General features: G+C 68.8%; 11 protein-coding genes. 5 read left to right on the top strand and 6 right to left on the bottom strand.

The features are described from left to right. From AB0H49_RS07670 to AB0H49_RS07650, 5 genes are read right to left on the bottom strand one after another with little or no spacing between them, the layout of a single operon-like run. Window positions 1-1,254 (bottom strand): cysteine desulfurase, encoded by a 1,254-nt coding sequence (locus tag AB0H49_RS07670; RefSeq protein ID WP_355002288.1) that lies wholly within the window; start codon window positions 1,252-1,254, stop codon window positions 1-3. Between the two features lies 1 nt (window position 1,255). Continuing rightward, the gene (sufC, locus tag AB0H49_RS07665; RefSeq protein WP_355002287.1) at window positions 1,256-2,032 is read right to left on the bottom strand and encodes a Fe-S cluster assembly ATPase SufC; all 777 of its coding nucleotides are present in this window, start codon (window positions 2,030-2,032) and stop codon (window positions 1,256-1,258) included. A gap of 32 nt (window positions 2,033-2,064) precedes the next feature. Beyond that, window positions 2,065-3,276, bottom strand: a complete 1,212-nt coding sequence (gene sufD / locus AB0H49_RS07660) for a Fe-S cluster assembly protein SufD (protein WP_357248458.1) — start codon at window positions 3,274-3,276, stop codon at window positions 2,065-2,067. Continuing rightward, window positions 3,276-4,712: a Fe-S cluster assembly protein SufB gene (gene sufB, locus AB0H49_RS07655; RefSeq protein WP_357248455.1), complete on the bottom strand. Its 1,437-nt coding sequence runs from the start codon at window positions 4,710-4,712 to the stop codon at window positions 3,276-3,278. The genes sufD and sufB overlap by 1 nt, the downstream gene beginning before the upstream one ends. Next, window positions 4,709-5,521, bottom strand: a complete 813-nt coding sequence (locus AB0H49_RS07650) for a metalloregulator ArsR/SmtB family transcription factor (protein WP_355002284.1) — start codon at window positions 5,519-5,521, stop codon at window positions 4,709-4,711. Before AB0H49_RS07650 ends, sufB begins: the two co-directional genes overlap by 4 nt. A 534-nt stretch (window positions 5,522-6,055) precedes the next feature. On the opposite strand from AB0H49_RS07650, the gene mptB reads away from it, so the two are divergent. The 4 genes from mptB (at window position 6,056) to AB0H49_RS07630 (ending at window position 10,495) form a co-directional block, all read left to right on the top strand. Beyond that, window positions 6,056-7,738: a polyprenol phosphomannose-dependent alpha 1,6 mannosyltransferase MptB gene (mptB, locus tag AB0H49_RS07645; protein ID WP_357248452.1), complete on the top strand. Its 1,683-nt coding sequence runs from the start codon at window positions 6,056-6,058 to the stop codon at window positions 7,736-7,738. Beyond that, window positions 7,735-8,667: an ABC transporter ATP-binding protein gene (locus AB0H49_RS07640; protein WP_355002282.1), complete on the top strand. Its 933-nt coding sequence runs from the start codon at window positions 7,735-7,737 to the stop codon at window positions 8,665-8,667. The genes mptB and AB0H49_RS07640 overlap by 4 nt, the downstream gene beginning before the upstream one ends. After that, window positions 8,664-9,449, top strand: coding sequence for an ABC transporter permease (locus AB0H49_RS07635; protein ID WP_355002281.1), 786 nt, complete (start codon window positions 8,664-8,666; stop codon window positions 9,447-9,449). The genes AB0H49_RS07640 and AB0H49_RS07635 overlap by 4 nt, the downstream gene beginning before the upstream one ends. A 71-nt stretch (window positions 9,450-9,520) precedes the next feature. Then, a complete protein-coding gene (locus tag AB0H49_RS07630; protein WP_355002280.1) occupies window positions 9,521-10,495 on the top strand; it encodes a heme A synthase in 975 nt (324 codons plus the stop codon). A gap of 42 nt (window positions 10,496-10,537) precedes the next feature. On the opposite strand, the gene AB0H49_RS07625 is transcribed toward AB0H49_RS07630, so the two are convergent. Next, complete coding sequence (locus AB0H49_RS07625; RefSeq protein ID WP_357248447.1) at window positions 10,538-11,287, bottom strand: hypothetical protein; 750 nt, start codon at window positions 11,285-11,287, stop codon at window positions 10,538-10,540. 222 nt (window positions 11,288-11,509) lie between these two features. Here AB0H49_RS07625 and AB0H49_RS07620 point away from each other — a divergent pair, with 222 nt between their 5' ends. Further along, entirely contained in the window at window positions 11,510-12,397 is an 888-nt protein-coding gene (locus AB0H49_RS07620) for a universal stress protein (protein WP_355002278.1), read from the top strand. Window positions 12,398-12,401: the final 4 nt, after the last annotated feature.

Raw genomic sequence — 12,401 nt, 5'->3', positions numbered from 1 at the left:
TTATGCAACTCCGAAGAAGCTCTGAGCCTTCCGCACCGCGGCGACCAACGCGTCGACCTCGTCGAGCGTGTTGTAGACCGCGAACGAGGCCCGGGCGGTGGCCGGAATGCCCATCCTGCGCATCAGCGGCCAGGCACAGTGGTGGCCGACCCGGATCGCGACGCCTTCGTCGTCCAGAATCTGTCCGACGTCGTGAGCGTGGATGCCGTCGACGACGAACGACACCGCGCCGCCGCGATCCACATTCTCGGTCGGGCCGACGATGCGCACGCCGTCGATCGCGCCGAGACCCTCGAGGGTGGCGCCGACCAGCATGTGCTCATGGGCCGCAACGGCTTCCATGCCGATCTCGTCGAGATACCGCACCGCCGCGCCCAATCCGACCACCTGCGAGGTCATCGGCACGCCCGCCTCGAACCGCTGCGGCGGCGGGGCGTAGGTGCTTGCCTCCATGGTGACCGTCTCGATCATCGAGCCACCGGTGATGAACGGCGGGGTCTCCGCGAGCAACGCGCGACGGCCGTAGAGGACGCCGACACCGGACGGGCCGAGCATCTTGTGCCCGGAGAACGCGGCGAAGTCGACGCCGAGTTCGCGGAAGTTCACCGGCATGTGCGGCACCGACTGGCAGGCGTCCAGCACCACCAGAGCGCCGACTTCCTTTGCCCGGCGCACCATCTCGGCCACGTCGGCGACCGCGCCCGTGACGTTCGACTGGTGCGTGAACGCGACGACCTTGGTGGCGGGCGACAATTCGAGCGAATCGAGGTCGATCCGGCCGTCCGCGGTGATGCCGTACCACTTCAGTGTCGCGCCGGTGCGCCGCGCGAGTTCCTGCCACGGAACGAGATTCGCGTGATGCTCCAGCTCGGTGATGACGATCTCGTCGCCGGGGCCGACGTGGTACGGGAACCGGTCGTCGGCGAACGAGTAGGTCACCAGGTTCAGCGATTCGGTCGCGTTCTTGGTGAACACGATCTCGTCGGCGTCGACGCCGACGAACCGGCCGATGTCGGCCCTGGCGCCCTCGTAGGCGTCGGTCGCCTCCTCGGCCAGCTGGTGCGCGCCGCGGTGCACCGCCGAGTTGCTCTCGGTCAGGAATCGCCGTTCCGCGTCGAGCACCGCGAGGGGCCGCTGCGATGTCGCGCCGGAGTCCAGGTACACCAACGGTTTCCCGTCCCGAACCGTGCGGCTCAGGATCGGGAAGTCGGCCCGGATGCGGGCGACGTCGAGGGTGCGGACCGTAGCGGTCATGTCAGGCTCCAGCGGTAGCAGCGGTCGTGAAGCGGACGTAGCCGTTGGCGTCGAGTTCCTCGGCCAGCTCGGGGCCGCCCTCGGCGACGATGCGACCGCCGACGAAGACGTGCACGAACTGCGGCTGGATGTAGCGCAGGATGCGGGTGTAGTGCGTGATCAGCAGGACGCCGCCGTCCTCGCGCTCCTTGTAGCGGTTGACACCCTCGGAGACGATGCGCAGCGCGTCGACGTCCAGGCCGGAGTCGGTCTCGTCCAGGATGGCGATCTTCGGCTTGAGCAGGCCGAGCTGCAGGATCTCGTGGCGCTTCTTCTCACCGCCGGAGAAGCCCTCGTTCACGCTGCGGTCGGCGAAGGCGGCGTCGATCTCGAGCTCGTTCATCGACTCCTTCACCTCCTTGACCCAGGTGCGCAGCTTGGGAGCCTCGCCGCGGACCGCGGTGGCGGCGGTGCGCAGGAAGTTCGACATCGAGACGCCGGGCACCTCGACCGGGTACTGCATGGCCAGGAACAGGCCCGCACGCGCGCGCTCGTCGACCGACATCTCGAGCACGTCCTCGCCGTCGAGGGTGATCGAGCCGGAGGTCACCGTGTACTTCGGGTGGCCGGCGATCGCGTAGGACAGGGTCGACTTACCGGAGCCGTTGGGGCCCATGATCGCGTGCGTCTCGCCCGACTTCACGGTCAGGTTCACGCCCTTGAGGATCTTGATGGGCTCGCCGGTCTCGTCGGGGTTGGCGACCTCGACGTGCAGGTCCTTGATTTCCAGGGTGGTCATGGAGTTCCTTTGCGGGGTAAGAGTTTCGGTGATCAGACGCCGATCGCGGCGAGCTCGGCCTCGATGGCCGTCTCGAGCCGCTCCCGGACCTCGTGGACCGCGATCTTCTGGATGATCTCGTGGAAGAAGCCGCGCACCACCAGGCGGCGGGCGGCGTCCTCGGGGATGCCGCGGGCGCGCAGGTAGAACAGCTGCTCGTCGTCGAAACGGCCGGTGGCCGAGGCGTGTCCGGCGCCCAGGATCTCGCCGGTCTCGATCTCGAGGTTCGGCACCGAGTCGGCGCGCGCGCCGTCGGTGAGCACCAGGTTGCGATTCACCTCGAAGGTGTCGGTGCCCTCGGCGGCCGCGCGGATCAGCACGTCGCCGACCCAGACCGTGCGGGCGTCGCCCTTGGGTACGTGCGCGGAGCTTGCGGAGCGCCCATCGAACCCAGCCGGGTCGCCTTGCAGCGCACCCTTGTACAGCACCCTCGACTTGCAGTTGGGCACCGCGTGATCGACGAGCAGGCGCTGCTCGAAATGCTGTCCCGCGTCGGCGAAGTAGAGGCCGAGCAGTTCGGCGTCGCCGCCGGGGCCGTCGTACTTGACGGTGCCGGTGAGGCGAACCAGGTCGCCGCCCAGGGTCACCGCGGTGTGCCGCAGGGTGGCGTCGCGGCCCAGCATGGCGTGGTGGGCGGTGGTGTGCACGGCGTCGTCGGCCCAGTCCTGGACCGCGACGACGACCAGCTTGGCGCTGTCGCCGAGCACGAATTCCACGTTCTCCGCGTAGGTTCCGCTGCCACGCTGGTCGATGACGACGGTGGCGACGGCGAAGTTCCCGAGCCGGATCTGCAAGTGACCGTAGGCGGTCTTGTCCTCGCCAGGGCCGGTGATGGTGATGGTGACCGGTTCGGCCACTTCGACTTCCGAGCCGACCGACACGATGGTGGCCTGCTCGAAACCGGAGTACGCCTGCGCCGCGACGCGATCCGCGGGCACACCGGCCTGGCCGAGGCGCGCGTCGGTGCGGTCCACCGTCTCCACGGTGACGCCCTCGGCCGGCGCGACCTCGACCTGCGCCTTGCCGTCCCGGGTCGCGGTGCCGTCGTGCAGGCCGCGCAGGCGGCGCAGCGGGGTGAACCGCCACGCCTCGTCCTTGGCGTGCGGAACCTCGAAGGCGTTCACGTCGAACGACGTGAAAACCTCGCCTTTATTGATCGCCGGGGTACGAGCCTCAGCGGCTTCGGCAACGTTCTCGACGGCCATCAGCCGACGGCTCCTTCCATCTGCAGTTCGATCAGGCGGTTGAGTTCCAGCGCGTACTCCATCGGGAGTTCCTTGGCGATCGGCTCGACGAAGCCGCGCACCACCATCGCCATCGCCTCGTCCTCGGTGAGGCCGCGGCTCATCAGGTAGAACAGCTGGTCCTCGGAGACCTTCGAGACGGTCGCCTCGTGGCCCATGGTCACGTCGTCCTCGCGGATGTCGACGTAGGGGTAGGTGTCCGAGCGGCTGATCGTGTCGACCAGCAGCGCGTCGCACTTCACGGTCGACTTCGAGCCGTGCGCGCCCTTGTTGACCTGGACGAGGCCGCGGTAGGACGCCCGGCCACCGCCGCGCGCCACCGACTTCGACACGATGGTCGAGGAGGTGTGCGGCGCCAGGTGCAGCATCTTCGCGCCGGTGTCCTGGTGCTGGCCCTCGCCCGCGAACGCGACCGAGAGGACTTCGCCCTTGGCGTACTCGCCGGTCATCCAGACCGCCGGGTACTTCATGGTGACCTTGGAGCCGATGTTGCCGTCGATCCACTCCATGGTCGCGCCCGCCTCGGCCTTGGCCCGCTTGGTGACCAGGTTGTAGACGTTGTTCGACCAGTTCTGGATGGTGGTGTAGCGGCAGCGGCCGCCCTTCTTCACGATGATCTCGACGACCGCGGAGTGCAGCGAGTCGGACTTGTAGATCGGCGCGGTGCAGCCCTCGACGTAGTGCACGTAGGCGCCCTCGTCGACGATGATCAGGGTCCGCTCGAACTGGCCCATGTTCTCGGTGTTGATGCGGAAGTAGGCCTGCAGCGGGATGTCGACGTGCACGCCCGGCGGCACGTAGATGAACGAGCCACCCGACCACACGGCGGTGTTCAGCGCGGAGAACTTGTTGTCACCGGCGGGGATCACCGAGCCGAAGTACTCCTGGAAGATCTCCGGGTGCTCGCGCAGACCGGTGTCGGTGTCCAGGAAGATCACGCCCTGGGCCTCCAGGTCCTCGCGGATCTGGTGGTAGACGACCTCGGACTCGTACTGCGCGGCGACACCGGCGACCAGCCGCTGCTTCTCCGCCTCCGGGATGCCGAGCTTGTCGTAGGTGTTCTTGATGTCCTCGGGCAGGTCTTCCCAGCTCTCGGCCTGCTTCTCGGTCGAGCGCACGAAGTACTTGATGTTGTCGAAGTCGATGCCGTCGAGGTTGGAGCCCCAGTTCGGCATGGGCTTGCGGTCGAAGATGCGCAGCGCCTTGAGCCGCTGCTCGAGCATCCACGGCTCTTCGTTCTTCTTGGCCGAGATGTCGCGGACGACAGCCTCGGACAGGCCTCGTTGCGCGCTGGCACCGGCCACATCCGAATCGGCCCAGCCGTAACCGTATTTGCCCAGCGAAGCGATGGTCTCTTCCTGAGTGAGCGGTTGCACCTGGTCGGTGGTCGTCGTCATTCGGCACTCCTTCCGGAGTCGTTCGTTCGTACCGTCGCGGGCTGTGCGGCGGCTGGTTGTGCGTCTTGGGAATTGGTAATCGGTAATACGAGCAGCGGAACGTGCGTGGTGCACGCGCAGTCGCCGTTGGCGATCGTCGCGAGCCGTTGCACATGGGTGCCGAGCAGATCGCGGAACGCCTCGAGTTCGGCCTCGCACAGTTGCGGGAATTCCTCGGCGACGTGCGCGACCGGGCAGTGATGCTGGCAGATCTGCACGCCCGCGCCCACTTTGCGGGTGGACGCGGCGAACCCGGCGTCGGTGAACGCCTCGGCGATCTCCTCGGCCTTGGCCTCGGTGGTCTCCGGGGTGTGCTCCCCGACGGGTTCGATCCCGGCCACGATAGTGCGTGCCCGTTTACGCGCGAACTCGGTGATGGCCTGGTCGCCGCCGATCTCGCCGAGCTGGCGGATCGCCGCGCCCGCGAGGTCGTCGTAGGCGTGCCCGAGCTTGCCGCGACCCGCAGCGGTCAGCTGATACTGCTTGGCCGGACGGCCGCGCCCCTTCTGCTGCCACGGCGCGGACCGGCTGGCCCTGGCCTGCCCCGAATCGATGAGGGCGTCCAGGTGGCGGCGCACGCCCGCCGGGGCGAGCCCCAGCCGGTTGCCGATCGCCGTCGCGGTGATCGGCCCCTCCTCCAGCAGCAGCTGGACGATGGCGGCACGGGTGTGATGCCCCTCGGCCCCGACCGTGGCGACGGCAGCGGACGGCGCGGCACCGGTCTTGCGACCGGACCTCTCGTCGTTCTTCCGCAAACCCACGGTTTTCACAACATCAGTGTGGCGGAATTCGTTCCCGAAATCTAATAAGGGTGCCCTGAGTAGAACAGGGCTCGACCTGCGTGACCGGGGCGGTGGCAGCGCCCGTTCCTTCGGGCAACAAGGGCGCGATTCAGCAAACCGGACAACCGCCCCTCCGCCTCCACACGGTTCGCGCGGCTCCAACCTGGAGCTTTCCGCTGCGACCCGCGTCCGCCCCCTTCCGTCCCGGGCCGAGTCCCGCACCTTTTCGTGCCGCTGGCACACCCGGGCGATGCGAGATCCGGACCTGCTGCGACATTGGCCACACTCGCTCGAGAGACTCGGGTGAGTACACATGAATATCGTTCGTAAATATCTACGGACGAGTCGCGATGCTCGATCCCGTCGGCCACTCGGTGCGGTACGAGACCGACGCCCGGCCGGGCGCGGGCTGTCGACGGACTCTGTCCAACGACGCCCGCTAGCGGTACCTCCGCCCTACCCTTCGGCCGTGCGCGGGCTGTTGACGGACTCTGTCCGGCAGCGCCCACTAGGCTGCGTCTCGTGGCGGTACTGGAGGGCGCGCGGCGCAAGGCAGTGGTATTCGGGCGCCGGGCGCTCGGTCTGGACGTGCCCGCGGCCGATCACACTATCGCGGTGTTGCACCGCGACGAATCCGAGGTGCCCGAACTCGACCGCAGAGAGCTGGTCCAGCTCGACCGCATCCGGCTCATGGGCGCGACCGGCACGGTCCTGATGGCGATCAGCGCGCTGGGCATCGGCGCGCAGCCGGTGCAGCAGAACCCGACGTCCGGCCTGCGCGTGCTCGGTATCTTCGCCAGGGCGCACACCGGCTCGCTGGCGATGTGCATGATCGGCGCCGTCGTCGTGGTGCTCGCCTGGCTGCTGCTCGGCCGTTTCGCGGTCGGCGGCCTCGGCGGCTCCCCGCGGCACCGGCTGACCCGCTCGCAGCTCGACCGCACCCTGCTGCTGTGGATCATCCCGCTCAGCGTGGCCCCGCCGCTGTTCAGCAACGACGTGTACTCGTACCTGGCGCAGAGCGAGATCGCGGCGCGCGGCATCGATCCCTACAAAGAAGGCCCCGTCGCCGGTCTCGGAATCGACAACGTCCTCACCAACAACGTCCCGACCATCTGGCGGGATACGCCCGCCCCGTACGGGCCGCTGTTCTTGTGGATGGGCCGTGGCATCGCCGAATTGACCGGGGACAACATCATTCTCGGCGTCTGGGTGCACCGGGTGCTCGCGCTGGCGGGTGTGGCCTTGATCGTCTGGGCGCTGCCGCGGTTGTCCGTCCGCTGCGGTGTCGCCGGGGTGAGCGCGCTGTGGCTCGGCGCGGCGAATCCGCTGGTGCTGTTCCATTTGGTGGGCGGCGTGCACAACGACGCGCTGATGATCGGTCTGATGCTGGCCGGACTCGAGTTCGCGCTGCGGGCGATCGAGGACACCCACCCGTTCGACGGACGGGCCTACGCGCTGCTGATCACCGGTGCGCTGCTCATCGCGCTGTCGTCGACGATCAAGATCACTTCGATCATCGCGATGGGTTTCGTCGGAATGGCGCTCGCCCGCCGCTGGGGCGGCGGCTGGCGGCCCGTCCTGACTGCGGCCGCGATGCTCGGCGCGATAGCGCTCGGCACGACTTTGGTGGTCAGCTCCGCGAGCGGGCTCGGATTCGGGTGGATCTACACGCTCAACACCGCGAGCGCGGTGCGCAGCTGGATGTCGTTACCCACCGCGCTCGGCATCATCACCGGCTTCGGCGGCGTGCTGCTCGGTCTCGGCGATCACACCACCGCACTGCTCAGCATCACCCGCCCGATCGCCATCAGTGTCGCCGCGTTCGTGACGGTGCGCATGCTCATCGCCACCAGCACCGGACGACTGCATCCGGTCGGCGCGCTCGGGGTCTCCCTCGGCGCCATCGTGCTGCTGTTCCCGGTGGTGCAGCCGTGGTATCTGCTATGGGCGATCGTGCCGCTCGCGGCCTGGGCGACCCGGCCCGTATTCCGTGTTCCAGCGGTGGCGTTCTCCACTGTGGTGAGCGTGTTGCAGATGCCGCGCGGCGCCGATCTCGAGGTGTTCCAGATCGTCGGCGCCGCCATCGCCACCGTCATCGTCGGCGTGCTGTTCATCGTGATCACGCGTAACTCACTGCCGTGGCGCGCTCAGGCGGGGGTGTCGGCTCCGTCACAGCAGCCGACGTCTTACGGTGTCTCTTCGTGACCGCTGCCTCCGGACCCGCCGTTAGCGTCGACGGCGTCGTCAAGCGTTATGGCGAGACCACCGCGGTCGACGGCCTGACCTTCGATGTCGAACGGGCGCAGGTGCTCGCGCTGCTCGGGCCCAACGGCGCGGGGAAGACGACGACCGTCGAGATGTGCGAGGGCTTCGTCCGTCCCGACGCGGGTTCGGTGCGGGTGCTCGGACTCGACCCGATCGCCGATTCGGACCGCCTGCGTTCCCGCATCGGCGTCATGTTGCAGGGCGGCGGCTCCTATCCCGGCGCGCGGGCGGGCGAGATGCTCGACCTGGTGGCCGCGTACTCCGCCGATCCGCTCGACCCGCAGTGGCTGCTGCGCACCCTCGGGCTCCAGGACAATCGCCGCACACCGTACCGGCGGCTCTCCGGCGGCCAGCAGCAGCGCTTGGCGCTGGCCTGCGCGCTGGTCGGACGACCGGAGATCGTGTTCCTCGACGAACCCACCGCGGGCCTCGACGCGCAGGCCCGGCTGATCGTGTGGGAGCTGATCGACGCGCTGCGCCGTGACGGCGTCACCGTGGTGCTGACCACGCACATGATGGACGAGGCCGAGCAACTCGCGGATCAGCTCGTCATCATCGATCACGGACGCATCGTCGCCTCCGGCACGCCCGCCGAGGTGACCGCGCACGGCGCCGCCGGGCAGCTGCGCTTCACCGCACCGCCCAAGCTGGACCTGAAACTGTTGAAAACCGCGCTCCCCGAGGGCTTCTCGCCGCGGGAGACGTCGCCGGGCTCGTACCTGGTGGAGGGCGAGATCGACCCGCAGGTGCTGGCCACCGTGACCGCGTGGTGCGCGCGGCTGAACGTGCTGGCCACCGACATCCGGATCGACCAGCGCCGCCTCGAGGACGTCTTCCTGGAGCTGACCGGACGGGACCTACGCGGATGACTCAGCCAGAACCCAACCGCTTCGCGCCGGGCACCTTCGCTCCCGATCCGCGTCCCACCACCCGCGCCGCCATGCTCGCCGCGCAGACCCGGCTCGAGCTGATCCTGTTGCTGCGCAACGGCGAACAGCTGCTGCTGACCATGTTCATCCCGATCACGCTGCTGGTCGGGTTGACGCTGCTGCCGTTCGGCGGTCTCGGCCAGGACCGGGTGGACAAGATCGTGCCCGCCGTGATGATGGTGGCGGTCATGTCCACCGCCTTCACCGGACAGGCCATCGCCGTCGGTTTCGATCGCCGCTACGGCGCGCTGAAGCGCCTCGGGGCCACCGCGCTGCCGCGGTGGGGCATCATCGCGGGCAAGAGCGCCGCGGTGCTGATCGTCGTGGTCCTGCAGGCGATCCTGTTGGGCGCCATCGGTTTCGCGCTCGGCTGGCGGCCGGGTCCGGCCGGGCTGCTGCTCGGCGCGGTGGTGATCGCACTCGGCACCGCCACGTTCGCCGCGATGGGCCTGCTGCTCGGCGGCACGCTGAAGGCGGAGATCGTGCTGGCGCTGGCGAACATCCTCTGGTTCGTCATGCTCGGCATCGCCAGCGTGGTGTTCGCCTCCGACGAGCTGCCGACCGCCGTCGACGTGCTCGCCAGGCTGGTGCCCTCCGGCGCGCTGGCGGTCACCCTGGAGCACGCGCTGCGCAGCAGCGTCGACTGGTTCGGCCTTGCGGTGCTCGGGGTGTGGGGCGTGGCCTGCGGCGCGCTGGCCGCGCGCTGGTTCCGTTTCGAGTGAGCGTCGGTACAAACGACGGTATGTAGTAGTCCGGGTGCGGCGGCCCGATCGCCGGTCGCTACCATCGTTGCGTGCTGTATCGCGCATTCCTGCGACTCGTCGACAAGCTCCCGCTCCCCTCGCTGCGGACGCAGCGGCTGATCGCGCTCGCGGTCGTGCTGACCCAGGCGGGCATCGCGGTGACCGGCTCGGTCGTCCGGGTCACCGCCTCCGGCCTCGGCTGCCCGACCTGGCCGCAGTGCTTCCCCGGCAGCTTCACCCCGATCGGCGTGTCCGAGGTGGCGGTCGTGCACCAGGCCGTCGAATTCGGCAACCGGCTGCTGACCTTCGTGGTCTCCCTGTTCGCCGGGCTGATCGTGCTCGCGGTGACGCGCGCGCGGCGCAGAAACGAAGTGCTCCTCTACGCCTGGCTGATGCCGGGCGGCACCGTGGTGCAGGCGATCATCGGCGGCATCACCGTCCGCACCGGTCTGCTGTGGTGGACAGTCGCGGTGCACCTGCTGGCGTCGATGCTGATGGTGTGGCTGGCCACGGTGCTCTACGCGCGAATCTGCGAGCCGGACGACGGCGTCCAGACCGTCCAGGCGCCCGCGCCGCTGCGCTGGCTGACCGCGTTGAGCGGTGTCGCGCTGGCCGGCGTCCTGATCGCGGGCACCCTGGTCACCGCCGCCGGACCGCACGCGGGCGACAAGAGCATCGAACGGCCGGTCGAGCGGTTGCAGATCGAGATCGTCACGCTGGTGCACCTGCACTCACAGCTGCTGGTCGGCTACCTGGCGCTACTGGTCGGCCTCGGCTTCGGACTGTTCGCCGTCGGCATCTCCCGCACGGTGCGCACCCGCCTGTTCGTCCTGCTCGGCGTGGTCTGCGCGCAGGCGCTGGTCGGCGTCGTCCAGTACTTCACCGATGTTCCCGCCGCGCTGGTCGTCACCCACGTGGCCGGGGCCGCCGCGTGCACCGCGGCGACCGCCGCCCTGTGGGCCGCGCTGCGCACCCGCGAACCGGTGCCCGCCGTCGCGCCCGACCCGGCGATTCAGTCGGCCTGATCCCGCGCGGTTCGCGGCGGAACCGCGCGGAATGGGCGTGGGTCAGACCACCGACGGCCGCGTCAGGCTCGACCAGAGCGGCTCACCCTGGGCGGCAAGCCTGTTCGCGAGCTCGGCGCGCGCGTCGGTGACGCCGCTGGTACCCGAGACACAGAACGCGGTCTCGGCGACGGTGAGCAGCTTGATGTTGACCATGCGAATCTCCGACAGCGGACCGGTGACCGCGTCGGGGAAACCTTCGCCGTTCATGCCCAGCAGCACGGTGACGAGCCCGTCCTCGTCGACATAGCTACTCGCCGCCTCCGGGGGAAAGTCCAACCCCGGGAGCGAGATCGACAGCGTCCCATAGTGTTCCAGATTCCTGGTGAAACGGAATCCGTGCTGCGAGGCGGTCTGCGCGACCGACATCACCACCTGCCCCAGCCAGGAACCCATCACGTCCGCGAACGGCGCGTCCGCCGGAATGTCGGTGGCGGCCGCGTAGACCTCGACCTCGATACCGTTGGTCGGCTCGGCGTCCGACCAGGCGGTGGGGAACGACAGGCCGAGGCTGGTCACCACCAGCCCGTACTGGCGACGCACCACCCGGTAGCTCGGGTGGTCGATGCTGGGCGGCTCCGGCTCGTCGATGCCCATGTTGGCCCAGAGCTCGGTCGGAAGGAATCTCGATTGGTAGCGCGGGGCCGACACTTCCTGATCGAGTCGCCCCCACGCGTTCCAGACATCGTCGTGCAGCGCCCACATCTGGGCCTCGTACCGCTCATGGATGTCCAGTTCGTCCATTTCAGTCACGCCGCGACGCTACCCACGGACCGAGACGTGCGGCAAAACCGCGCCGCGTGCCTCGATCGGCGATCCGGTGGCGACTGCCACGATGGGTAAGAGAGAAACGGAGACCGAGCCGAGACAACGGCCGCGCCGAGCGAAGACTCGGCTCCGAGGAATGACACAGCTCCGAGTGATGACACAGCTCCGAGGAATGACACAGCGTCGAGACCACCGGAGGGTAGCGAGATGACCAGGTTCGCCAACCAGCAGTCCATTGTCGTCGGCGTCGACGGCAGCCGCTCCGCGCTGGCTGCCGCGCGCTGGGCGGGCGCCGTCGCCGCGCGCGAAGGGGTGCGGCTGGTCGTCCTCAGCATCGTGCCGACCATCGACTACCGGATCACCGCCGCCATCGTCGCCGACGCCGACATCCTTCCGACGCTGCGCTTCGTGGCCAAGAAACACGTCGCCGCCGCGGTCGACGCGGTGCGCGCCGACCAGCCCGACCTGGAGATCACCCAAACGGTGGTGGAGGGCGTTCCTGGCGACGAACTCGTCGAGGCGAGCGAGACGGCGCTGCTGCTGGTGGTGGCCGCCACCACCGACGACCGGATCACCACCCTGCTGCTCGGTTCGACCGCGCTGCGGGTCGCGAACAAAGCGCACTGTCCCGTGGTGGTGTGGCGCGGCGACGTCGACAATCCGCTGCCCGATGAGCGCCCGATCCTGGTCGGTGTCGACGGTAGTCCCGCCAGCAACGCCGCGGTCGGCCACGCATTGGAAATGGCCGCACGGCTCGGCGTGCGCGTCATCGCGCTACACGCATGGAACGATCCCGACCTGCTGCAATGGACGCCGGTACCCGATGCGTGGGAGATCTTGGCGCAGCAGGAGCGAGAGTTGTTGAGCGAGCGGCTCGCCGGATGGTCGAGCCAATACCCGGACCTGCAGGTCGAGAAGCTGGTACTGCAGAGCCCGGCGACGCGCGCGCTACTCGACCACGGAGCGGACGCTCAGATGATCGTCACGGGCAGCCACGGACGCAACCGGTTCACCGGCTTGCTGCTCGGCTCGACGAGCCAGAACCTGCTGCACCACGCGCCATGCCCGGTGCTGGTGGCCCGCGCCGAATCCTAGACGC

This window comes from Nocardia sp. NPDC050713, from assembly GCF_040654315.1.
In the GTDB taxonomy this organism is placed as follows: Bacteria; Actinomycetota; Actinomycetes; order Mycobacteriales; family Mycobacteriaceae; genus Nocardia.
The sequence above is the reverse complement of the archived record's forward strand: the minus strand, read 5'-3'. Positions and strand labels throughout refer to the sequence as shown.

Coding starts and splice junctions, on each gene's coding strand:
- AB0H49_RS07670 (WP_355002288.1), bottom strand. CDS start 1,254: ATGACCGCTACGGTCCGCACCCTCGACGTCGCCCGCATCCGGGCCGAC.
- sufC (WP_355002287.1), bottom strand. CDS start 2,032: ATGACCACCCTGGAAATCAAGGACCTGCACGTCGAGGTCGCCAACCCC.
- sufD (WP_357248458.1), bottom strand. CDS start 3,276: ATGGCCGTCGAGAACGTTGCCGAAGCCGCTGAGGCTCGTACCCCGGCG.
- sufB (WP_357248455.1), bottom strand. CDS start 4,712: ATGACGACGACCACCGACCAGGTGCAACCGCTCACTCAGGAAGAGACC.
- AB0H49_RS07635 (WP_355002281.1), top strand. CDS start 8,664: ATGACTCAGCCAGAACCCAACCGCTTCGCGCCGGGCACCTTCGCTCCC.
- AB0H49_RS07620 (WP_355002278.1), top strand. CDS start 11,510: ATGACCAGGTTCGCCAACCAGCAGTCCATTGTCGTCGGCGTCGACGGC.